General features: G+C 75.5%; 22 protein-coding genes. 15 read left to right on the forward strand and 7 right to left on the reverse strand.

The window, feature by feature from the left end; genetic code table 11:
- Positions 1-14: 14 nt before the first annotated feature.
- The gene (locus JUB12_RS08905; protein WP_205699266.1) at positions 15-824 is read right to left on the reverse strand and encodes a calcium-binding protein; all 810 of its coding nucleotides are present in this window, start codon (positions 822-824) and stop codon (positions 15-17) included.
- Positions 825-971: 147 nt separating this feature from the next.
- Between JUB12_RS08905 and JUB12_RS08910 the strand changes: the two genes are divergently transcribed.
- Genes JUB12_RS08910 through JUB12_RS08920 form a run of 3 tightly spaced genes read left to right on the forward strand, consistent with a single transcriptional unit; the run spans position 972 to position 3,410 of the window.
- Complete coding sequence (locus JUB12_RS08910; RefSeq protein WP_205699267.1) at positions 972-1,349, forward strand: calcium-binding protein; 378 nt, start codon at positions 972-974, stop codon at positions 1,347-1,349.
- Positions 1,346-2,035, forward strand: a complete 690-nt coding sequence (locus JUB12_RS08915) for a response regulator transcription factor (RefSeq protein WP_241004473.1) — start codon at positions 1,346-1,348, stop codon at positions 2,033-2,035. The genes JUB12_RS08910 and JUB12_RS08915 overlap by 4 nt, the downstream gene beginning before the upstream one ends.
- 19 nt (positions 2,036-2,054) lie before the next feature.
- Positions 2,055-3,410 (forward strand): HAMP domain-containing sensor histidine kinase, encoded by a 1,356-nt coding sequence (locus JUB12_RS08920; protein WP_205699268.1) that lies wholly within the window; start codon positions 2,055-2,057, stop codon positions 3,408-3,410.
- Between the two features lie 191 nt (positions 3,411-3,601).
- On the opposite strand, the gene JUB12_RS08925 is transcribed toward JUB12_RS08920, so the two are convergent.
- The gene (locus JUB12_RS08925) at positions 3,602-4,711 is read right to left on the reverse strand and encodes an RNA polymerase sigma factor RpoD/SigA (protein ID WP_205699269.1); all 1,110 of its coding nucleotides are present in this window, start codon (positions 4,709-4,711) and stop codon (positions 3,602-3,604) included.
- Positions 4,712-5,092: 381 nt separating this feature from the next.
- Here JUB12_RS08925 and JUB12_RS08930 point away from each other — a divergent pair, with 381 nt between their 5' ends.
- Positions 5,093-5,698, forward strand: coding sequence for a hypothetical protein (locus JUB12_RS08930; RefSeq protein ID WP_205699270.1), 606 nt, complete (start codon positions 5,093-5,095; stop codon positions 5,696-5,698).
- Positions 5,699-5,705: 7 nt separating this feature from the next.
- On the opposite strand, the gene JUB12_RS08935 is transcribed toward JUB12_RS08930, so the two are convergent.
- Positions 5,706-6,509 carry a hypothetical protein gene (locus JUB12_RS08935; protein ID WP_205699271.1) on the reverse strand — a complete coding sequence of 268 codons (804 nt, stop codon included), beginning with the start codon at positions 6,507-6,509 and terminating at the stop codon, positions 5,706-5,708.
- Positions 6,510-6,553: 44 nt separating this feature from the next.
- Here JUB12_RS08935 and glp point away from each other — a divergent pair, with 44 nt between their 5' ends.
- Entirely contained in the window at positions 6,554-7,786 is a 1,233-nt protein-coding gene (gene glp / locus JUB12_RS08940; protein ID WP_205699272.1) for a gephyrin-like molybdotransferase Glp, read from the forward strand.
- Here glp and JUB12_RS08945 read toward each other — a convergent pair.
- Positions 7,783-8,628: a DICT sensory domain-containing protein gene (locus JUB12_RS08945; RefSeq protein WP_205699273.1), complete on the reverse strand. Its 846-nt coding sequence runs from the start codon at positions 8,626-8,628 to the stop codon at positions 7,783-7,785. The genes glp and JUB12_RS08945 overlap by 4 nt on opposite strands.
- A gap of 127 nt (positions 8,629-8,755) precedes the next feature.
- On the opposite strand from JUB12_RS08945, the gene JUB12_RS08950 reads away from it, so the two are divergent.
- Together JUB12_RS08950 and JUB12_RS08955 are read left to right on the forward strand one after the other, a co-directional pair.
- The gene (locus JUB12_RS08950; protein WP_205699274.1) at positions 8,756-9,667 is read left to right on the forward strand and encodes an NAD(P)H-binding protein; all 912 of its coding nucleotides are present in this window, start codon (positions 8,756-8,758) and stop codon (positions 9,665-9,667) included.
- A gap of 14 nt (positions 9,668-9,681) precedes the next feature.
- On the forward strand, positions 9,682-10,428 hold the full coding sequence (locus JUB12_RS08955) for a hypothetical protein (RefSeq protein WP_205699275.1): 747 nt from the start codon (positions 9,682-9,684) through the stop codon (positions 10,426-10,428).
- A 15-nt stretch (positions 10,429-10,443) separates the two neighbouring features.
- Here JUB12_RS08955 and glpX read toward each other — a convergent pair whose 3' ends face one another.
- Genes glpX through JUB12_RS08970 form a run of 3 tightly spaced genes read right to left on the reverse strand, consistent with a single transcriptional unit; the run spans position 10,444 to position 12,346 of the window.
- Positions 10,444-11,439 (reverse strand): class II fructose-bisphosphatase, encoded by a 996-nt coding sequence (gene glpX / locus JUB12_RS08960; protein WP_205699276.1) that lies wholly within the window; start codon positions 11,437-11,439, stop codon positions 10,444-10,446.
- Positions 11,440-11,464: 25 nt separating this feature from the next.
- The gene (locus JUB12_RS08965; RefSeq protein ID WP_205699277.1) at positions 11,465-11,923 is read right to left on the reverse strand and encodes a hypothetical protein; all 459 of its coding nucleotides are present in this window, start codon (positions 11,921-11,923) and stop codon (positions 11,465-11,467) included.
- 9 nt (positions 11,924-11,932) lie between these two features.
- Entirely contained in the window at positions 11,933-12,346 is a 414-nt protein-coding gene (locus JUB12_RS08970) for a hypothetical protein (RefSeq protein ID WP_205699278.1), read from the reverse strand.
- A 24-nt stretch (positions 12,347-12,370) separates the two neighbouring features.
- Between JUB12_RS08970 and JUB12_RS08975 the strand changes: the two genes are divergently transcribed.
- From JUB12_RS08975 to JUB12_RS09010, 8 genes are read left to right on the forward strand one after another with little or no spacing between them, the layout of a single operon-like run.
- A complete protein-coding gene (locus JUB12_RS08975; RefSeq protein WP_205699279.1) occupies positions 12,371-13,306 on the forward strand; it encodes an LLM class flavin-dependent oxidoreductase in 936 nt (311 codons plus the stop codon).
- Between the two features lie 48 nt (positions 13,307-13,354).
- Positions 13,355-13,987 (forward strand): 30S ribosomal protein S4, encoded by a 633-nt coding sequence (gene rpsD, locus JUB12_RS08980; protein ID WP_205699280.1) that lies wholly within the window; start codon positions 13,355-13,357, stop codon positions 13,985-13,987.
- A gap of 4 nt (positions 13,988-13,991) precedes the next feature.
- Positions 13,992-14,645, forward strand: a complete 654-nt coding sequence (locus tag JUB12_RS08985) for a transglutaminase family protein (RefSeq protein WP_205699281.1) — start codon at positions 13,992-13,994, stop codon at positions 14,643-14,645.
- Between the two features lie 44 nt (positions 14,646-14,689).
- Entirely contained in the window at positions 14,690-15,598 is a 909-nt protein-coding gene (locus JUB12_RS08990) for an ROK family protein (RefSeq protein ID WP_205699282.1), read from the forward strand.
- A complete protein-coding gene (locus JUB12_RS08995; RefSeq protein WP_205699283.1) occupies positions 15,595-18,276 on the forward strand; it encodes a bifunctional transaldolase/phosoglucose isomerase in 2,682 nt (893 codons plus the stop codon). Before JUB12_RS08990 ends, JUB12_RS08995 begins: the two co-directional genes overlap by 4 nt.
- 5 nt (positions 18,277-18,281) lie before the next feature.
- A complete protein-coding gene (gnd, locus tag JUB12_RS09000; RefSeq protein ID WP_205699284.1) occupies positions 18,282-19,220 on the forward strand; it encodes a phosphogluconate dehydrogenase (NAD(+)-dependent, decarboxylating) in 939 nt (312 codons plus the stop codon).
- Complete coding sequence (zwf, locus tag JUB12_RS09005) at positions 19,217-20,758, forward strand: glucose-6-phosphate dehydrogenase (protein WP_205699285.1); 1,542 nt, start codon at positions 19,217-19,219, stop codon at positions 20,756-20,758. The genes gnd and zwf overlap by 4 nt, the downstream gene beginning before the upstream one ends.
- A gap of 4 nt (positions 20,759-20,762) precedes the next feature.
- The gene (locus tag JUB12_RS09010; protein WP_205699286.1) at positions 20,763-21,848 is read left to right on the forward strand and encodes a glucose-6-phosphate dehydrogenase assembly protein OpcA; all 1,086 of its coding nucleotides are present in this window, start codon (positions 20,763-20,765) and stop codon (positions 21,846-21,848) included.
- The last annotated feature ends 32 nt before the right edge of the window (positions 21,849-21,880 follow it).

The following is a 21,880-nucleotide window of genomic DNA, read 5'->3' on the forward strand; positions in this document are numbered from 1 at the left end:
CTCGGGCTGGCCGGCTAGGCCGCCGGGGCCTGCTCCTCCTTGACGGACTGCTGCTGGTCCTCGCCCTTGCTCTCGGCCTTCTTGGGCGCCTTGCGCTCGACGGTCTCGCACGAGCCGTTCGGGTTCTGCGCGGTGGCGTCGACGATGACGTCGACCTGGTCGAGGAACGCGCGGTCGTTGCCCTCGCCGCAGGCGACGCGGTCGACCTCGCCGTCGCGGGTGCGCAGCCGGTCGTCGCCGGCACCGCCGTCGAGCGTGTCGCCGACCTGGTCGACGCCGCCGCCCTGCGCCACGTCGCCGCGGGCGAGCGCCCAGAGGACGTCGTTGCCGTCGCCGCCCTCGGAGGTGTCCGTGCCGAGGTTGGCGTAGATCACGTCGTTGCCGGCGCCGCCGCGCTGGACGTCGTCGCCGGTGCCGCCGGCCAGGACGTCGTTGCCGCCCTCGCCCTCGCTGGTGTCGTTGCCCGACCCGCCGCGGAGGCGGTCGCGGGCGTCGCCGCCGCGCAGCGTGTCGTTGCCGGGGCCGCCGAAGAGGCGGTCGAAGGACGTGCGGTCGCCGGTGTTCGCGGCGTCGCCGCTCAGGGTGTCGTTGCCGGTCGAGCCCCAGAGCCAGTCGTTGCCGGGCCCGCCGGAGAGGCGGTCGTCGGCCGCGCGGCCGTTGATGCGGTCGTTGCCGCCGTTGCCGGCGATCTGGTCGGCGCCGTTGGTGCCGCGCAGGCGCTCGGAGCGGTCGCTGCCGTCGATGGTCGCGGCCAGCGCGGTGGCCGGCACGAGCGCGAGCGCCGCGACGGCGCCGAGGGTGCCTCGGGTCAGGTGCATGGGCATGGCGGCGAGTCTGCGCCGCGCGGGATGGGCTGTGGGCGCGCTCTCACGGGCTTCTCACCAGGCGTGAGAAGCGCATGAGAGTCGTGCGCGCGCGGGAGCCTTGCGGTCATCATGCGTCGTCCTGTGCGCGCTGTCCGTCCCCTTGCCGTGGTCGCGGTCCTGGCCGCGACGGCCACCCCGGCGTTCGCCCGCACGTTCACCGGCGGCCCGGGCCCGGACCGCCTGAGCGGCACCTCGCGCGCCGACGTCCTCAACGGCCGGGCGGGCGACGACGTCCTCGCCGGCAACGGCGGGGGCGACCGGCTCGTCGGCGGGCCCGGGGCCGACACCCTCCTCGGCGGCGCCGGCAACGACCGCATCGTCGCGGGCGCCGGTCGCGACGTGGTCGTCGGGGGCGCGGGCAACGACGTCATCGCGGTCCGTGGTGGCGGCGCCGACCAGGTCTCCTGCGGGCCGGGGCGCGACCGCGTCACCGCCGACGCGCGCGACCAGGTCGGCGGCGACTGCGAGACCGTCCAGCGGTGAGCGCCCAGGCCGCGGCGCCCGTGGTCCTGCTCGTCGACGACGACGCGGCGATCCGGCGCAGCGTCGGCGAGGCGCTGGAGCTCGAGGGCTTCGAGGTCGTGCCGGCCTCGGGTGGCAAGGCGGCGCTGGCCGCGGTCGAGGCCGTCGACCCGCAGGTCGTCCTGCTCGACCTCGGGATGCCGGACCTCGACGGGCTCGAGGTGCTCGAGCGGCTGCGCGGGGCGGGCAACGACGTGCCGGTCTGCGTGCTGTCGGCGCGCGACGAGGTCGACGACCGCGTGCGCGGGCTGCAGGCGGGGGCCGACGACTACGTCGTCAAGCCGTTCGCGCTCGAGGAGGTCGTCGCGCGGCTCCAGGCGCTGCTGCGCCGCCGGCCGGCGCGGGAGGGCGGCCGGCTCGAGGTGGGCGACGTCGCGCTGGACCCGGCGGCCCACGCCGCGTGGCGCGGTGGGCGCGAGCTCGGGCTCACCCGGCGCGAGCTCGAGCTGCTCGAGCTGTTCCTGCGCCACCCCGGCGAGGTCCTCACGCGCCGTCAGCTGCACGAGGAGGTCTGGGGCTACACGTTCGACCCGGGGACGAACGTCGCCGACGTCTTCGTGGGCTACCTGCGCCGCAAGCTCGAGGCCGGCGGCGAGCCGCGGGTGCTCCACACCGTGCGCGGCGTGGGCTTCGTCCTGCGGCCCTGACAGGCTGGAGGGCGTCTTGATGCGCGGGCTGCGCGGGCGCCTCACGCTGGGCCTCACCCTGGTGCTCGCCGCGGTCCTCGCGGCGGCGGGGCTCTACGTCGCCCATGACGCCGACCGCTCCGAGCGCGAGGTCCTCGACGACCGGCTCCAGCGCACGGCCGAGCTGTCCACGGCGACGGCGGTGGCGGCGGTCCAGGAGGGGCTGCCCGGCGGCGACCGGCGGCTCGACGCGGTGCTCTCGGCGACGAGCTCGTCGCTGCGGCTCTTCGTCGGGCGCACGCCGGTGCTCGACACGGGCCGCCAGCCGCCGCCGCACCCGCGGCTGCCACGGGGCTTCGCGACCTTCGAGGCCGACGGCACGCGCTACCGCGCGTTCACGACGCGCCTGCGCGACCCGTCGCTGGGCGGGCTCGTGCGGCTCGAGGTGACGACGACGCTCACGGCGCTCGAGCGCCGCCAGGCGCGGCTGCGGCGGCGGCTGGCCCTCATCGGGCTCGCGGCGCTGGCGGTGTGCGCGGCGCTGACGTTCCTGGCCACGAGCGTCGTGCTGGCGCCGCTGCGCCGGCTGCGCAGCGCCACCGCGGAGATCGCGGGCGACGAGGACCTCGACCGCCGGGTGGCGGCGGACGGGCCGTTCGAGCTGCGCGCCCTGGCGTCGTCGTTCAACGCGATGCTCGCGCGGCTGGGACGCAGCGCCGCCGACCGCGAGCGCGCGCTCGCGGCGACACGGCGCTTCGCCGCCGACGCGGGGCACGAGCTGCGCACGCCGCTCACGAGCCTCCAGGCGACCCTGTCGTCGCTCTCGCGCCATCCCGACCTCCCGGCCGAGCGCCGCTCGCGGATGCTCGAGGACGCCGCCGACCAGCAGCACCGCCTCGTGGCCCTGCTCGACGGCCTGCAGGCGCTGGCGCGCGGCGACGCGGCGCCACCCGACGACGACGTCGACCTCGCCGAGCTCGTCGACGTCGCGGTCAGCGCGGCCGCCGAGCGCCATCCCGCCGTGCGCTTCGTGCCCGAGCTGCCCGAGGACCCCGTCGTCGTGCGCGGCTGGGCGCCCGGCCTGCGCTCCATCGCCGACAACCTCCTGCAGAACGCGGCGCTGCACGGGGCCTCCGGCGGCGGGACCGTGCGCGTCGCCCTCGAGCCCGGCCCCGTCCTGGTGGTCGAGGACGACGGCCCCGGCATCCCGGAGGCCGACCGCGAGCGCGTCCTCGAGCCCTTCACGCGCCTCGGCGCCGGCGAGGCGCCCGGCTCCGGCCTCGGCCTGGCCGTCGTCGCCCAGCAGGCCCGCCACCACGGCGCCGAGCTGGCCATCGGGACCTCGCAGGGCCTCGGCGGTGCCCGGTTGAGCGTCCGCTTCGGCGCGTCGTCGTAACTCCGGGCGCGTAGAACCCTCGACCACCGCCTCAGCCTCGCCCCGCCCGGTCGCCCCCGCGCGGCGCCGCGTCACCTCCACCCTCGACCTCGCCCCGAGAGTCGACAGAAGCCCACCCGGCAGCGGGCGCGGAACGGCGAAGGGCGCCCCGGAGGGCGCCCTTCGGCACGGCGTGGGTGTCGCGGTCGCGGCTAGGCGACGTCGCGGAGCTTCTGGGCCTCCGCGAGCGACTGGAGCTTCTTGAGCGACTGGTTCTCGATCTGGCGGATGCGCTCGCGCGTCACGTTGAACGTGCGGCCGACCTCGTCGAGGGTCCGCGGGTGCTCGCCGCCGAGGCCGTAGCGCAGCTCGAGGACGCGGCGCTCGCGGTAGGAGAGGTTCTCCAGCGCCTCGCGCAGCGCCTCCTTGGTGAGGATCTCGGCGGCGCGCTCGTACGGGGACTCGGCCCGCTCGTCGGCGATGAACTGGCCGAACTCCGACTCCTCCTCGTCGCCGACGGGCTTCTCGAGGGAGACCGGGGCCTGCGCGGAGCGCTTGATCGAGTCGACCTCCTCCGGGTCGATCCCGGTGACCTCGGCGATCTCCTCGGCGGTGGGCTCGCGGCCCAGCTCCGTGACGAGCTTGCGCTCGGCGCGGCCGATCTTGTTGAGCTTCTCGACGACGTGGACCGGGATGCGGATCGTGCGCGCCTTGTCGGCCAGGGCGCGGGCGATCGCCTGGCGGATCCACCAGGTCGCGTAGGTCGAGAACTTGAAGCCCTTGCGGTAGTCGAACTTCTCCGCCGCGCGGACGAGCCCGAGCGTGCCCTCCTGGATGAGGTCCAGGAACGGCAGGCCCTGGTTGCGGTAGTTCTTGGCGATCGAGACGACGAGGCGCAGGTTCGACTCGACCATCTTCTGCTTCGCGTCGAGGTCGCCGCGCTCGATGCGCTTGGCGAGGTCGACCTCCTCCTGCGCGGTCAGGAGGCGCACCTTGCCGATGTCCTTCAGGAACAGCTGGAGGCTGTCCGTGGTCATGTCGGCGCGCAGGTCCAGCGCCGACGGCGCCTTGCGGGCGCGGCGCTGGCGCTTGTCCGGCGCGCGCTCGACCTGGTTGGCGGCGGCGGTCGCGGGGTCGATCTCCTCGACGAGCTCGATCTCGGCCTGCTCGAGGTACGAGTGGAGCTCTTCGACGTCGGCCTCGTCCAGGTCGAGCTCGGAGACCGCGCCGGCGATCTCGGCGTACGTGAGCACGCCGGCCGCCTGGCCCTTGACCATGAGGCCCTTGATCTCTTCGAGTTCCTGGAGTTCCACTACTGACATCGGCGTCCGTTCGAGATGGCCGGTGCGCGCTGCGCGTCCCGGCGAGGTGGTCTTCGGGCGGAAGGTCTGCCACCCGGCTCCGCCGCTGCGCGGTCGAGGCCAGAAGGCGTGAGCCCTCCATGGTACGTCCTGCACTGCCGTGCTGCCACGACTGTGTGATCGCCGTCACACAAGCACGTCGCAGCCGAGGCCGAGCGGGACGGCCTCGCCGGGCAACAACACCCGGGAGGGGGCTTGGTTTCAGGGGCACAGAGCGAATCGGCACAGCTGTGCAGGCGCTTGAGGTCCGACCGTGCCGGATCGCGCGCCCCCGCGCGCCCCGTGGGCGCCGTCTTGCACGCCCGGGTGCCGCGCGCCGCGCGCGTGCGCGAACATGTGCGCATGAGCCCGAGCGACGGCGACCGCGACGTCCTGAAGAGCCTCCCCCGCACGCGCCCAGCCCGTCGCAGCGCCAAGCGCGGCGGCGGCCAGGCGACCCCGGACGCCGCCGAGCGCGTCGCCGAGGCGGCCGCCGCGGAGGCCGGGCCCGCGGCCAAGGCGAAGCCCAAGGCCGCCAGGGCGGGCACGGCGAAGGCGGGGGCCGCCAAGACGAGGGCCGCGGCGAAGCCGAAGACCGCCGCCGGGCCCAAGGCCGCCGCGAAGCCGAAGGCGGCGTCGACCGCGAAGCCCAAGGCCGCGACGAAGCCGAAGGCGGCGTCGACCGCGAAGCCCAAGGCCGCAACGAAGCCGAAGGCCAAGCCGGCGCCGAAGCCCACGTCGGTCAAGGCCGCCGCCAGGCCGAAGGCCGCGGCCCCCGCCAAGCCCGGCCCGGCGCCGGCCCCCGGCGCGCAGGCCGAGCCGCTCGCGCCGCCGCCCGCCGGGTGGGCCACGCCGCAGGACGGCGACCAGCGCGGTCCGGCGGAGGAGCTCGTCGAGGCCGCCCGCCAGGTCGCCGGCGGCGTCGCGGGCGTCGTCGGCAAGGTCCTCGGGCGCCTGCCCCGTCCGTAGCGGCGCGCTAGGCGACCGGCTGGCCCGCGGCGCGGGCCGCGAAGCAGCGCTCGTCTGCGCGGGCGACGACGGCGCTGCCTGCCTCGTCGCCCTCGCGGACCGCGACGCCCGCGTGCACCCCGAGCTGGGCCGCGAGGCGCTCGGCGACCGCGCGAGCACCGTCGGCGGGCACGACGACGAGCCAGCGTCCGGGTTCGGCCGCCAGCACGTGGCCGTCGGGCACCGCGGGCGCGGAGGCGACGGTCGGCGTGTGCGGCGCCGCCTCGAGCGCGATCACCGCGCCCTCGGCCTCGGCCTCCACGAGCCGCGCGGCCCGGACCTCGGCGTCCGTGGCGACCGGCGGACCTCCACCGCCCCTGACCTCCGGTGCAGCCGCCGTCGCCGCGGCCGCCGCCGCAAGCCTCGCGCACGCGTGCGCGAGACGGTCGCCCGCCGCGCTCGCCACCTCGGGGTCGGCGCGCAGCCACGCGGCGCCGATCGCGCGGCGCAGCGCCTCGACGGCCGCCACGGCGTCCGCGGGCCCCGCCGCGCCGGTCACGTCGTGCAGCGCCTCGGCCGGCGACGGGCCCGCACCGCCAGCCCCGCCGTCCAGCCCCTCGAGCCCCCGGTCGTCGGCCACCGCCGCGGCGACGGCCCGGACGAGGTCGGGACCGCGCACCGCCACCGCGCCCACCGGCACCAGCTCGGCACGGTCCAGCGGACGGCCGGCGAGCAGCGCGAGCAGCCAGGCGTGGGCGACCGCGTCGGCATCGAGCGGCGGCAGGCCGGCGACCGGCCGCGGGCGGCCGGGCAGCTGTGGGCTGCGGTCCACGTGCGCAGCATCGCACCGGCCGCGACGGAGCCCGAGCCCCGGCGGTGCCTCCGCACAGCCTCGACGCGCCGAACGTGTCGCCGAAGCTGCAAGATGGCGGCGTGCTGTCGATCGACGAGGCGCGCGCCGAGGTGCTCGCGGCGGTGACGCCCCTCCCGGCCGAGGAGGTCGCGCTCGCCGACGCGCAGGGCCGCGTCCTGGCCGAGGACCTCACGACGCCGCACGCGACGCCGCCCTTCGACACGACGGCGATGGACGGCTTCGCGGTCCGCGCCGGCGACGCCGGCCGGCGCCTGCGCGTGGTCGGCGAGTCGCGCGCCGGCGCGCCGCACGAGGGCCCCGCCCTGCAGGACGGCGAGGCGATCCGCATCTCCACCGGGGCCGCGCTCCCGGCCGGCGCCGACGGCGTCCTGCAGGTCGAGCTCGTCGACGACGACGGCGACCACGTCGTGCTCCGGGACCCCGTCGCCGCCGGGCGCAACGTCCGCCGCGCCGGCGAGGACACCCAGGCCGGTGCCACCGTCCTGCGCGCGGGCGCCAGCCTCGGCCCCGCCGAGCTCGGGGTCGCCGCCAACGCCGGCCATGCCCGCTTCGCCGTCGCGCGCCGTCCGCGCGTCGTCGTCCTGGGCACCGGCGACGAGCTGGTGCCGCCCGGCGAGCCGCTCGGCCCCGGGCAGGTGCACGACGCCAACACGACGACGCTCGCGGCCCTCGCCCGCGACGAGGGCGCGCGGGTCACGACGCGCCGCGTCCCCGACGACCGTGCCGCGACCGAGGCCGCCATCGCCCAGGCCCTCGACGAGGCCGACCTCCTGCTGCTGTCGGGCGGCGTCTCCGTCGGCCCGCACGACCACGTCAAGCCCGCGCTCGAGGCCCAGGGCGTCGTCGAGCGCTTCTGGCGCGTGGCGCTGCGCCCCGGCAAGCCGACGTGGTGCGGCAGCGCGCGCGACGGGACGCTCGTCCTCGGGCTCCCCGGCAACCCGGTCTCCGCGCTGGTCACCGCCGTCCTCTTCGCGCGCCCGGCCCTTCGGGCGATGCAGGGCGCCAGGCCCCTCCCCCGCCCGGGCCGTGCGCGCCTGGGCACGGCGATCGCCCGCAACCCCCAGCGCGACGAGTGCGTGCGGGTGCGCCTCGACGACGACGGCGTCGCGCACCCCACCGGGCCGCAGGGCTCGCACGTCCTGACGTCGATGCTCGGTGCCGACGCGCTGGCGCTCGTGCCCCGCGGCGAGGGTGAGCTCGCGGCCGGCGCGGCCGTCGAGCTCCTGCCGCTCTAGCCCGCCTGCTCGATGTAGGCGACGGCCCGGTTCACGAGCGCCGTCAGCCCCGGCGCCGGCGTGTCGAGGGCCAGCGGCCGGTCGGCCAGCAGCCGCTCGAAGCGCTCGCCCACCTCGGCGTCGGCGCGGCCCGCGAGGCGCGCCGCGACCTGCGCCGCACGCCGGACCGCCGCCGGGTCCATCGTCCACAGCGACTCGAAGCAGCGGTCGAGGTCGTCGGGCCCGCCGGGCTCGGTGACGCCCGGCTGCTCCCAGGCCAGCAGGCAGGCGGCGTAGCCCGGGGCGTCGACGATGACCGCCCACTCGTTGCCGAGGACGTCCTCGTCGGCGATCGGCACCTCGACCGGTCCGCCGTCGGGCTTGTGCACCCCGTCGAAGTCGGCGAAGACCGCGGCGGCGTCGGCGTACTGGGCCATCTTGCGGTAGCGCGGCTCGACGGCCCGGTAGAAGCGCTCGACCTGGAAGGCCCCGAAGAGCACGGGCGCGGCCGCGTGCGCGAGGCACTCGTGCTCGATGGCCCGGGAGAGCGCGACGAGCGTGCGCTTGGTCAGCACCTGCGGGCGGGCGGCGACGTCGGTGCTGACGACCGCCGCGTAGATCGACGGGTGGTCCGACGCCCCGCCCGACTCGCGTGCCCGCTCGATCGCCGCCGGGATCGACAGCCCGCGGTGGCGGAAGGCGGTGACGCGGCGGATCGCCTCGACGTCGTCGGCGCTGTAGCGCCGGTAGCCCGACTCGGTGCGCTGCGGCTCGGGGAAGCCGTACCGCTGCTCCCACATGCGGATGGTCCCGGCGGAGACGCCGGTGCGCTCGGCGACGTCCTTGATGGCGAGGTCGGTCATGGGGTGCGGACCGGACAGAGGCGGGAACCTCGCACACGACGCGGCGTCATGCTGACCGGCACGGTCGGGGTACGACGCAGGACGGCGCAGGGGTCATCGCGGACGAGCGCCGGGTCGTACCTGTCCCGTGGACGCTCATCGAGGGCCCAAGACGATCCTCCTCACCGGGGCCACCGGCTACGTCGGCGGCCGGCTGCTGCCCGAGCTGCTCGACGCCGGCCACACGGTGCGCTGCCTGGTGCGCGATCCCGGCAGGCGACGCGGCCAGCTGCCCGGGGCGGCCGAGGTCGTCGGCGGCGACGTCGTGACCGGCGAGGGCCTCGACGAGGCGCTGGCCGGCGCCGACGTCGCGTTCTACCTCGTGCACTCCATGGAGTCGGGCGCCGGCGGCGACTTCGCCGAGCGCGACCGCCGCGCCGCGCGCACCTTCGGCGACGCCGTGCGCCGGGCCGGCGTCGCGCGCACGGTCTACCTCGGCGGCCTCGAGGACGACGCCGGCGGCCAGAGCGAGCACCTGCGCTCGCGCCACGAGGTGGCCGAGCTCCTGGCCGAGCGGGTCCCGTGCCTCGTCCACGTGCGGGCGGCGATGGTGGTCGGCGCCGGCAGCGCGTCGTTCGTGATGCTGCGCAGCCTCGTCGAGCGACTGCCCGCGATGGTCTGCCCGCGCTGGGTCGACACGCCCTCCCAGCCCGTCTCGATCGTCGACGTCGTGCGCACCCTCGCGGAGCTCGCCGACCGCGACGAGGTCCCGCGCGAGGTGCAGCTCGGCGGCGCCGACGTCCTCACCTACCGGGAGATGATGGAGCGCTACGCGAGGGTCGCGGGCCGCCGCGCGCCCGCGATCGTCAAGGTGCCGCTGCTCAGCCCGCGGCTGTCCTCGTACTGGGTCGGCCTCGTCACCCCCGTCGAGAGCGCGCTGGCCCGCCCCCTGGTCGAGGGCCTGGGCGCCGAGATGGTCGTCCGCGAGCCGCCGCCGGAGGGCATCAACGACGCGCCGCTGGGCTTCGACGAGGCAGTGCGCGTGGCCCTCAGGGGGTAGGGTCGCAGGGCGAGATGCCCGCCGCGATCGCCGCCGCCGTCGTCGCGCTGCTCGTCGCGCTCCTCGCGGGCGCGCGCCGCGCCTTCTCGGGCGCCCACGCCTTCCAGGGCGCGATCATCCACACGCCGACCGACGACACCGGCATCGACGCCGACGGCGCGGTGCGCTCGGTCCAGGGCGCGGACATCATCGTCCCCGCCAGGGCCATCGAGGGCATGTGGACGCCCGAGAACCTCGAGCGCCTCGCCCGCACGTACTGGCGGTCGCTGAGCCGCTTCACCTTCGGGCTCGTGCGGGTCGTCTACACGCCCGGCGAGCGCTACGTCGTGCTCCTGCACCCCCGGCTGCGGCTGCTGACCTTCCGCAAGCCCGAGTACGAGATGGACGAGTGCGCCGGCATCGTGCGCTGGCGCATCCAGAAGGGCCTGCTCGTCGCCCCGCGCGGCCGCGAGGGCGACGGCTACCTCGAGCTCGAGGTGCAGCGCCACGACTACCCCGACTGGGACAAGGTCCGCATCCACGTCGAGGTCGAGGTCGCGAACTTCTACCCCGCGATCGCCTCGCGCCTGGGCCGCTGGGTGTACGCCAACACCCAGTCGCGCATCCACGTCATCGCCTGCTTCTTCTTCCTGCGCTCGCTCGTGCGTCGCGAGCTCGAGCGCTCCGAGGTCGGCCAGTTCGCCGGCCCGCTGACGGTCGACGAGGCGCCCGCGCCCTCGCGCGAGCGGGCCCACGCGCCCGACCAGCGCATCGCGAGCTAGCGCCCGCGACCCCGCTCAGCCGTACCTCGAGCCGATGAGCTGGCGCATCTTGGCCCGGTTGTGCGAGGCCTTGACGCGGCGCACCGTGCCCGAGCGCGAGCGCATGACCAGCGACTCCGTCGTGGCGCTCGCGCCGCTGTAGCGCACGCCCTCGAGGAGGTCGCCGTCGGTGACGCCCGTGGCCGAGAAGAAGCAGTCGTCGCCCTGGACGAGGTCGTCCTGGGTGAGGACGCGGTCGAGGTCGTAGCCCGCGTCCAGCGCGGCCTGGCGCTCGTCGTCGTTGCGCGGCCACAGCCGGCCGACGAGGCCGCCGCCGATGCACTTGACCGCCGCGGCGGAGATGACGCCCTCGGGCGTGCCCCCGATGCCCCACAGCAGGTCGACCGGGCGGTCCTCGGAGACCGCGACCAGGACCGCGGACACGTCGCCGTCGGAGATGAGCCGCACCCGCGCCCCCGACGCGCGGATGGCGTTGATGCCCTCCTCGTGGCGCGGGCGGTCGAGCACGATGACCGTGAGGTCGCCGGGCTCGCAGCCGCGGCGCTCGGCCATCAGCCCGATCGTCTCGCCGACCGGGCGGTCGAGGTCGAGGAGGTCGGCGAGGTCGTCGCGCGCCGCCATCTTCTCCATGTAGACGCACGGCCCCGGGTCGAACATCGTCCCGCGCGGAGCCAGCGCGATGACCGACAGCGCGTTGGGCATGCCCTTGGCGGTCAGCGTCGTGCCCTCGAGCGGGTCGACCGCGATGTCGACCTCGGGCGCCGAGCCGTCGCCGATGCGCTCGCCGTTGGCCAGCATCGGCGCCTCGTCCTTCTCGCCCTCGCCGATGACGACGATGCCGTCCATCTGCACGCTGCCCAGGACGGCGTGCATGCCGTCGACCGCCGCCTGGTCGGCCGCGTTCTTGTCCCCCGCGCCCACGAGGCGGGCCGCGGCGAGCGCGGCGGCCTCGGTCGTGCGCACGAGCTCGAGCGCGAGGTTGCGGTCCGGCTTCGAGGAGTCCACGGCCATGGGCGGGGACCCTATGCGGCGAGGCCTAGAGCGTGCCCGGCGGCTTGCGCGGGCGCCCGGTCTCCGACGAGCGCAGCGCCGAGGTGACGAACATCACGACCGTCCCGAGCAGCGCGAGCCAGTAGCCCAGCTGCAGGCCGATCTCGCCCGAGGGGTCGCCCGGCCGGTCGACGATGCCGTTGTAGAAGACGAGGCCGAACGCGGCGACGGCGACGACCGCCGTCATCTCGCCCCGCGCCCACGACAGCGTGTGGCCGCGGGCGATGATCCACGCGAGCACGAAGGGCGCGATCGCCGCGAGCAGCAGCAGCCAGCGCAGGATCGGGTGCACGTCGAACATCGACTGCGCATCGCGTGCGCCGTCGATGTTGGCGTTCGGGTTGTCCTCCGAGGGCTTGTAGGCCGCGAGGAGGACGCCCAGCACCAGCAGGAGCCCGCCGACCATCCCGGCGAGCTCGCGGCGACCCAGCCGGGAGACGTCCATGGGCCGACCCTATCCGGCCACGGACGCGGCGATGCGCACCACGTCCTCGACGGCCCAGGGGCCCTGCGCGGTGAGCCGCAGGTGCAGGCCGTCGTGCGTCCAGCAGAGCTCGAGGACCGGGCGCAGGGACGCGTCGGCGTGCGCCAGCGGCGCCCGGCGCAGGCGGCCCGGGGCGCCGTCGACGTCGACGGGCTCCGCCGGCGCCTCGCCGTCGCCCAGCGGCCGCGGCGCGGCCTCGGTGAGCGCGACGTGCAGCGCCAGCCGCCCCGGCGCGCCCTCGCGCGTGTCGTCGAGGTTCCACGAGACCTCGACCGCCCCCGGGCCGTCGGGCTCGACCTCGACCCAGCGCGCCAGCGGCAGCGCCACGGTGGGCAGCGGGACCCGCCGTCCCAGGTGCGCGTCGGCCTCCCCGATCCCCTGCATCCCTGCCGGTAGGGTCGCACGCCCGTGCCCGAGCGTCGCACCGCCCTCACCCTGCCCTTCGCCGGCGTCCCCCTGACCGAGCACCCCGCGCTGCTGCGCGAGGCCGAGCGGCTGGGCTTCCACGACGTGTGGTCCGGCGAGACCGCCAACGGCACCGACGGCTTCACGCCGCTGGCCCAGGCGGCCGTCGTCACCGAGCGGCTGCGCCTCGTCACCGGGATCGTGAACCCGTACACGCGTGGCCCCGGCCTGCTCGCGCAGAGCGCGGCCGCGCTGCAGGAGCTCAGCGGCGGGCGCTTCGTCCTGGGCCTCGGCGCGTCGTCGGACGTCATCGTCGAGCGCTTCAACGGCGGCGAGTTCCGCAAGCCGCTGACGAAGATGCGCGAGACCGTCGAGGCGCTGCGCCCGGTGCTCAGCGGCGAGGGCCGCGGGTTCGGCGGCCTGAAGCTCGAGCGCCCCGTCACGACGCCCGTGCCGATCGTCCTCGCGGCGCTGCGCGGCAAGATGCTCCAGCTCGCCGCCGACCAGGCCGACGGCGCGTTCACGAACTTCCTCCCGCTGCGCGGCGCGCGCCAGGTCGCCGGGGCCTTCGGCCGTCCCGACAAGGAGCTGGCCTGCCGGTTCTTCCTGCTGCCCAGCGAGGACCTCGCCCCGCTGGCGCGCCAGATGTTCGCCGCCTACGTGAGCGTCGGCGTCTACCGCGCGTTCTTCGAGTGGCTGGGCTGCGACGAGATCGGCCCCATGGCCGACGCGTGGGCGACCGGCGATCGCGCCAGGGCCGTGGAGCTCGTGCCCGACGACCTCCTGCGCGACGTCTTCCTCGTCGGGCCCGTCGAGCACCTGCGCGAGCGGCTGGACGCGTTCGCCGAGGCAGGCATCACCACGGCGGTCCTGACGTTCATCGCCCCGCCCGACCAGCTTCCGGGGCTGCTCGAGGCCTTCGCGCCCGGCCGCGACTGAGCCATCACCGACCCCGGCGGTCGGCTTTGCGTTAGGGTGACCTAACGCATGGGCAGGTACACCGGACCCGTCGAGAAGCTCGAGCGCCGCGAGGGCGTCGCGCTGGACCTGAAGGGCGAGCGCCACCTGCGGCGCAAGACCGCCCTGGAGCGCCGCGGCGCGCAGCCGCCCGGGGAGCACGGGATGCGCCGGCGTCGCGCGCCCAGCGTCTACGCCCAGCAGCTGCGCGAGACGCAGAAGCTGAAGATCGCCTACGGGGTGCGCGAGCGCCAGTTCCGCCGCTACGTGCTGCTGGCCCGCAAGCGCCGCGACATCACGGCCGGCGAGGCGCTGCTCGAGCTCCTCGAGCGCCGGCTGGACAACGTCGTCTTCTGCCTCGGGCTCGCGACGACCCGGCGCCAGGCGCGCCAGTTCGTCGCCCACGGCCACGTGCACGTCGACGGCCGCCGCGTCGACATCTGCTCGGCGCTCCTGGACGAGGGGGCGCGCGTCACGCTGCGGGCGGGCTCGCCGGTCGAGCCGCTCGCGCGTGACGCGACGGAGACCGTCGGGCGCGTGCCGGGCTGGCTCGAGGCCGACCACGACGGCCTCAGCGGCCGCGTCCTGCGCCGCCCCCGCCGCGACGAGATCTCGATCCCGGTGACCGAGCAGCTCGTCATCGAGCGCTACAGCCGCCGCTAGCGCCGTGACGCCCGTCCCGTTCGCCCACCAGATCGCGATGGCCGAGCCCGCGGTCGAGCCGCTGCTCGTCGCCCTCGCCGACGCGTTCTCGCCGGTGGACGACGCGGCGGTCCACGACCACGTCGGGCGCCTGGCCGAGCGCCTGCGCCACGTCGCGCCCGACCCCGCGGCCCAGCTCGCCGCGCTGGGCAGCCGCGTCGTCGCCGGCTTCCGGCGGCCCAACCGGCGCGTGCTGGCCGGCGACCTCGACGACCTGCTCCTCCCCACGGTGCTGCAGGGGCGCCGCGGGGACGAGCTGCTCGTGGCCGCCGCCGCGGTCGCCGCGGCGCACCGCCTGGGCTGGGACGTGGGCGTCCTGTGCGCCGAGGACCGCGTCTTCGTCGGCCACGACGGGCTCGAGGAGCCGCTCGTGGTCTCCCCGCGCGACCGCGGACGGCTGCTCGACGTGCGCGACGTCACCGGCGCCGACGTCTTCTGGGTCGAGCCGCACGGCCTGGCCGACCGCGTCCTCGAGCGGGTCGCCGAGCGCGCCCGGGACCTCGGCCTGCACCACGTCGCGCTGCGGGCCGCCGAACTGGCCCTGGCGCTCCCGGTGGAGCCTCGCGAGCACCTCGTGCGGGCGGTCGCCCTGGCCCGCGTCCGCGCCCGCTTCAACTGAGCCCGACGTGACAACCCCGCCCCGACCGGATAGGAAGCGGGGAAGTGGCACAGCGCCTGATCGGGGTGGACGTCGGCGGGACGAAGGTCTCCGTGGCGACGTTGGAAGGCACGACGCTCTCGGAGCCGGCGCTCCAGCCCACCGTCCTCACCAGCGAGGACGCGCTGCTGGACCAGCTCGCGACGCTCGTGCAGGAGCGGCTGCCGGCCGACGCGATCGGCATCGGCGTGCCGTCCGTCATCGACTTCGCAACAGGCACGGCCCGCTCGTCGGTGAACATCCCGCTGCAGGACGTGCCGCTGCGCCGCCTGCTCACCGAACGCCTCGGCGTCCCCGTCTTCGTCGACAACGACGCCACCGTCGCGGCGCTCGCGGAGGCCTACGACGACGCGCTGCGGCTCGTCGCCCAGTCGCTCGTGCTCTTCACGGTCGGCACCGGCGTCGGCGGCGGCATCGTCATCGGCGGGCGGATCTTCCGCGGCGCGACGGGCGCGGCGGCCGAGCTGGGCCACACCGTCATCGGCGCCGACCTCGCCACGGGCGCACCGGCGACCCGCGACAAGTGGCCCCAGCGCGGCACGCTCGAGGAGCTGGCGGCCGGGCGCGCGCTCGACGGCCTGGGCCGCGAGCGCGGCTTCGCCGGCGGCCCCGCGGTGGTCGCCGCCGCCCAGGGGGGCGACGCCGAGGCCGTCGCGGCGATCACGCTGCTGGGCGAGCGCCTGGGCATCGGCATCGCCAACGCCATCAACACCTTCGACCCCGAGCAGGTCGTGGTCGGCGGCGGGGTCTCCGCCGCCGGCGAGCTCCTGCTCGCACCCGCCCGCGAGACCGCGCAGCGCTACGTGCTGCCCGGAGTGGGAACACGCACAGAGATCCGCCTGGCCCGCTGGGGTCCCCGCGCCGGGGTGCGCGGGGCCGCCCTCCTGGCCGGGCAGGAGGTCAACGCACCATGAGCACCACGCCCGCCGTCAACGAGCGCCTCGCGCGCCTCACCAGCCTCGGCACCGCCGTCTGGCTCGACCAGATCCGCCGCTCGCTCGTCCAGTCGGGCGAGCTCGAGCGCATGGTCCGGGAGGACAGCCTGCGCGGCGTCACCTCGAACCCGGCGATCTTCGAGAAGGCGATCCTCGGCTCCCCCGACTACGACGAGCAGCTCGAGCGCCTGGCGGCCGAGGGCCGCACGACGCGCGAGGTCTACCGCGCCATCGCCGTCCAGGACGTGGGCGAGGCCGCCGACGTCCTCAGGCCGGTGTGGGACCAGACGGGCGGCCACGACGGCTTCGTCTCGCTCGAGGTCGACCCCGACCTGGCCTTCGACACCGACAAGACCATCGAGCAGGCCCGCGAGTACTGGCAGGAGCTCGGCCGCCCGAACGTGATGATCAAGATCCCCGGCACCTCGGAGGGCCTGCCGGCCATCGAGCAGGCGCTCTACGAGGGGATCAACGTCAACGTCACGCTGCTCTTCGGCGTCCATCGCTACGAGGCGATCATGGAGGGCTACGTCAAGGCCATGGAGCGCCGCCACGCGGAGGGCAGGTCGCTCGACGTGCACTCCGTCGCCTCGTTCTTCGTCTCGCGCGTGGACACCGAGGTCGACAAGCGCCTGGAGGAGCTGGGCCGCACGGACCTTGCCGGCCGGGCCGGCCTGGCCAACGCCCGGGCCGCCTACCAGGCCTACCTGCGCGTCTTCGAGGGCGAGCGGTTCGCGACGCTGCGCGACGCGGGCTGCCCCGTGCAACGGCCGCTGTGGGCCTCGACCGGCACGAAGAACCCCGAGTACTCCGACGTCCTGTACGTCGAGGGCCTCGCCGGCCCCAACACCGTCAACACGATGCCGATGCCGACGCTGCTGGCGGCGGCCGACCACGGCGAGTTCGAGCGCGAGACCTGCACGATCGACCCCCAGGAGGACCTCGACGCGCTGCGCGACGCGGGCATCGACCTCCACGAGGTCACCGAGAAGCTCCTCTCCGACGGCGTCGACGCGTTCGTCACGCCGATGGAGGCGCTGCTGGCGGGCATCGAGACCAAGCGCGAGGCGATCGTCACCGGGCGCCCGGAGACGATCGAGTCCTCCATCCCCGACGAGCTGGAGGGCGCGATCGCCCAGCGGGTGCGCCGCGCCGCCGACGACGAGGTCGCCCGGCGCATCTGGCGGCGCGACGACACGCTCTGGGGCCCCGCCGGCCAGGCCGAGGTCGCCGACCGCCTGGGGTGGCTGACGATCGCCGAGTCCCTGCGCGACGAGGCCGACGACCTCGTCGCCTGGGCCCAGGAGGTCCGGGCCGACGGCGTTCAGCACGTCGTCCTGCTGGGCATGGGCGGCTCGTCGCTGGCGCCCGAGGTCTTCCGGCGCTCCTTCGGCGCCGAGCTCCACGTGCTCGACACGACCGACCCGGAGGCGGTGCGCGCCGCCCCGCTGGACGGCGCGCTGTTCGTCGTCTCGTCGAAGTCGGGCGGGACGGTCGAGACGATGAGCGCCTTCCACCACTTCTGGGAGGCGACGGGCGGCGACGGCTCGCGCTTCGTGGCGATCACCGACCCGGGGACCTCGCTCGAGGCGCTGGGCCGCGAGCGCGGCTTCCGCCGCGTCTTCCGCAACGACCCCGAGATCGGCGGGCGCTACAGCGCGCTGTCGTACTTCGGGATCGTCCCCGCCGCGCTGGCCGGCTGCGACGTCAAGGCCGTCCTGGAGGGCGCGGGCGTCGCCGAGCAGGCGTGCGCGCACTTCGACACGACGCGCTCGAACAGCGGCCTGTGGCTCGGCCTGGCGCTCGGCGAGCTGGCCCTCCACGGCCGGGACAAGCTGACGTTCGTCGTGCAGGAGCCGATCGCGTCGTTCGGCCTGTGGGCCGAGCAGCTCGTGGCCGAGTCGCTGGGCAAGCACGGCAAGGGCGTCCTGCCCGTGGCCGACGAGCCGCTCGGCGCGCCCGAGGCCTACGGCGAGGACCGCGTCGTCGTGCAGCTGCGCGACCCGGAGTCCCCCGACGAGGCGCAGGACGAGGCGGTCGGCCAGCTGGCCAAGGCCGGCGTGCCGGTGCTGCGCCTCGCCGTCCACGGGCCGGCCGACCTGGGCCGCGTCATGTTCTTCGCCGAGTTCGCGACCGCCGTGGCGGGCTGGGTGCTCGAGATCAACCCGTTCGACCAGCCCGACGTGCAGTCGGCCAAGGACGCGACCAAGAGGGTGCTCGCCGAGGGCGCCCCCGACCTGCCGGCGGCCGACGGGGGCGCGCTGCGGGCGCTGCTCGATGCGGGCCCGCCGTCGTACCTCGCGCTCCAGGGCTACCTGGCGCCCGACCCGGAGGTCGACGCCGCGGTCGCCGAGCTGCGCGCCGCCATCCGCGACCGCACGCGGATGACGACGACCTTCGGCTACGGCCCGCGCTACCTGCACTCGACCGGCCAGCTGCACAAGGGCGGCCCGCCGACCGGGCGCTTCCTGCAGCTCGTGCGCCACGAGGGCGAGGACCTCGCGGTGCCCGGGGAGACGTTCTCGTTCGGGACGCTGATCCGGGCCCAGGCCGACGGCGACCTGCTCACCCTGCGCGAGCGCGGCCTGCCCGCCGAGCGCGTCGTCCTCGAGGGCGACCCCGCGCAGGCCATCCGCAACCTGATCAAGGAGCTCTGAGCCCGATGGCGCAGATCGGCTTCGTCGGTCTCGGCCGCATGGGCGGCAACATGGTCGCCCGCATCAAGCGCGACTCCGACCACGACGTCGTCGCGTTCGACCCCTCCGAGGAGGCCCGCGAGAAGGCCGCCTCCCACGGCGCCCGCCCCGCCGCGTCGCTCGAGGAGCTCGTGGGGCTGCTCGACGCGCCGCGGACCGTGTGGCTCATGGTCCCGGCGGGCGAGATCACCCAGCGCTCGGTCGACGCGCTCGCCGAGCTGCTCGAGCCCGGCGACGCGATCGTCGACGGCGGCAACTCCAAGTGGACCGACGACCAGGCCCGTGCGGAGGTCCTCGCCGCCAAGGACATCGGCTACGCCGACGCCGGCGTGTCGGGCGGCGTGTGGGGCCTGGACGTCGGCTACTGCATGATGGTCGGCGGGCCCGACGACGCCATCGGGCGGATCGCCCCGATCCTCGACGTCCTCGCGCCACCGGCCACCGAGGAGCACGGCCCGGGCTGGCTGCACGTCGGCCCGACGGGCGCGGGCCACTACGTGAAGATGGTCCACAACGGCGTGGAGTACGGGATGATGCAGGCCTACGCCGAGGGCTTCGCGCTCTTCGACGCCTGCGAGTTCGAGCTCGACAACGCGAAGATCGCCCACCTGTGGATGCAGGGCTCGGTCGTGCGCTCGTGGCTGTGCGAGCTCGCCGCCCGCGCCTTCGACCAGGAGGGCAACGACCTCGAGGCGCTCGCCCCCTACGTCGAGGACTCCGGCGAGGGCCGCTGGACGATCGAGAGCTCGATCGACCTGCGGGTCCCGACGCCGGTCATCACCGCCTCGCTGCACGAGCGCTTCGCCTCACGCGGCCAGGGCGACTTCGCGGCGAAGGTCAACGCGGCCCTGCGCAACCAGTTCGGCGGCCACGAGGTGCGCCGCGGCGGAGGGACGGGCGCATGAGCGCCCCGGCGAGCACCGGCACGCCCGAGGAGGAGCTCCCGAACCCCCTGACCGAGGGCCTCGAGCGCCTGCCCGTCCACTCGACGGCGCTCGTGATCTTCGGCGCGACGGGCGACCTGTCGCGCCGCAAGCTCCTGCCCGCCCTCTACAACCTCGCCCACGAGGGCGCGCTGCCCGAGCGCTTCGAGCTCGTCGGCGTGTCGCGCTCCGAGCACTCCGACGCGGAGTTCGCCAAGGACGCCGCCGAGGCGATCCGCGAGTTCAGCCGCCGCGACCCCGACGAGGAGGTGCTCAAGGGCCTGCTCGAGCACGTCCGCTACGTCTCGGGCTCCTTCGACGACCCCGACGTCTTCCGCCGCCTCGGCCAGGTGCTCGGCGAGCTCGACGACGCGGCCGGCCAGCGGCTCAACCGCTGCTTCTACCTCTCCACGGCGCCCTCGTTCTTCCCGGTCATCGTGTCGAACCTCGGCGAGCAGGGGCTCGACCGCCACGACGACGCCGAGGTGCGCTGCGTCATCGAGAAGCCGTTCGGGACGACGCTCGAGGAGGCGCGCGAGCTCAACCGCTGCGTGCTCGCCGTCTTCGACGAGCGCCAGGTCTTCCGCATCGACCACTACCTGGGCAAGGAGACCGTCCAGAACGTCCTGGCGTTCCGCTTCGCCAACTCGCTCTTCGAGCCGCTGTGGAACCGCAACGCGATCCGCAACGTGCAGATCACCGCGGCGGAGGACATCGGGATCGGCTCGCGCGCGGGCTACTACGACAGCGCGGGCGCGCTGCGCGACCTCGTGCAGAACCACATGCTCCAGCTGCTGTGCCTGCTGTGCATGGAGCCGCCGGTGGACTTCTCCGCCGACGCGGTGCGCGACGAGAAGGTCAAGGTCCTGCGCGCGATCAAGCCCCCGCCGCCCGAGCGCACGGTCCGCGCGCGCTACGGCCCGGGGACCGTCGGCGGCGAGCAGGTGCCGGGCTACCTCGAGGAGGAGGGCGTCCCGGCCGACTCGTCGACCGAGACCTACGCGGCGCTGCGCCTCACGGTGCAGAACTGGCGCTGGGCGGGCGTGCCGATCTACCTGCGCACGGGCAAGCGCCTGGCCCGCAAGTCCACGGAGATCGCGGTGACGCTGCGCGAGGTCCCGCACGCGATGTTCAAGCAGGACGGCTCGGTCGGCGTGCAGCCCAACCAGCTCGTGCTCGGCGTGCAGCCCAACGAGGGCGTCTCCATCAAGCTCTCGGCGAAGATCCCGGGCACGCGGATGAGCATCCGCCCGGTCAACATGGAGTTCCTCTACGGGACCTCCTTCCTCTCGCAGTCGCCCGAGGCCTACGAGCGCCTCATCCTCGACGCGATGCGCGGGGACGCCACGCTCTTCACCCGCAACGACGAGGTCGAGGCGCAGTGGCGGATCTGCGACCCGATCGTGCGCCGCTGGCACGAGGAGGACCAGGGGCCGCTGCCGACCTACGAGTCCGGCACGCAGGGGCCCGAGGAGGCGAACTCGATCCTCGTGGGCGACGACCAGTGGCGCGCGATCTAGGGCGATGAGCGCGGCGGCCGAGAACGGGACGGGCGCCCAGGACCTCGTCTGGAGCGCGCAGGACACGACGCCGGGCGAGGTGGACAGCGCGCTGCGCCAGATGCTCGGCGAGCTGCACGCGCGCGACAGCGCCTACGTGCCCGGCCGCGTGCTCAACCTCGTCAGCGTCGTCGACCGCGAGTGGAGCGGCGAGGTCGCCAACCGGATGCGCCGCGTCGGGCGCTTCCACCCGTCACGCACCATCGTCTGCGCGGTCGAGCCGGGGCGCACGACGCTCGACGCGCGGGCGACGATCGCGGTGCCGGGGCCCAGCCGCGGCGGCGCGCCCGCCGTCGCCCGCGAGCTCATCGTCCTCACCTGCGGCGCGCGTCACCTCGAGCACCTCGACCGGCTCGTCGACCCGCTCGTCGTCACCGACCTCGCGACCGTCGTCTGGTCGCCGCACGGCCATCCCGAGGCGGTGCGCAGCGTGCTGCCGCTCGCGCAGGTGGTCCTGCTCGACAGCGTCGACGCGGCCACCCCGGCCGACGCCATCGCCCGCGCCCGCGAGCTCTCCCAGGACGTCTACGTCGTCGACCTCGCGTGGCTGCGCACGACGCCGTGGCGCGAGCGGATCGCGGCGACGTTCGACCCGCCGTGGGGACGGGCCGAGCTCGCGACCCTCGACCGCGTCGTCGTGCGCCACCACCCCGAGTCGACGATGGCGGGCCTGCTCTTCGTCGGCTGGCTCGCGTCCCGGCTGGGCTGGGAGCCGTCGGGCCTCGTGGCCTCCGGCAAGGGCCTCGAGGGACGCGCGCACGCCCGCCGCCAGGACGTGGCGATCCGCCTCGAGGTCGACCCGACGATGCAGGTCCGCGGCCTCGCCGGCGTCGAGCTGGGCTCCGCGGGCGGCCGGACCCTGAGCTACGACCGCGGGCCCGGCGGGCTGCGGGCGCGCTACGCCCACCGCCGGGGCACCGAGCGCGAGTGGACGATCATGGGCGCCTCGCGCGGCGAGGCCGGCATCCTCGGCGAGGGCATCCGCCAGGCGCTGCTGCGCGATCCGACCTACCGGCCGGCGCTCGACGCGGCCGCGGCGCTGGTGGGCTAGCGAACACGGCCTGGTTGCCCGGCGCCGCGTCG

This window comes from Conexibacter sp. SYSU D00693, from assembly GCF_017084525.1.
Taxonomy (GTDB): Bacteria; Actinomycetota; Thermoleophilia; order Solirubrobacterales; family Solirubrobacteraceae; genus Baekduia.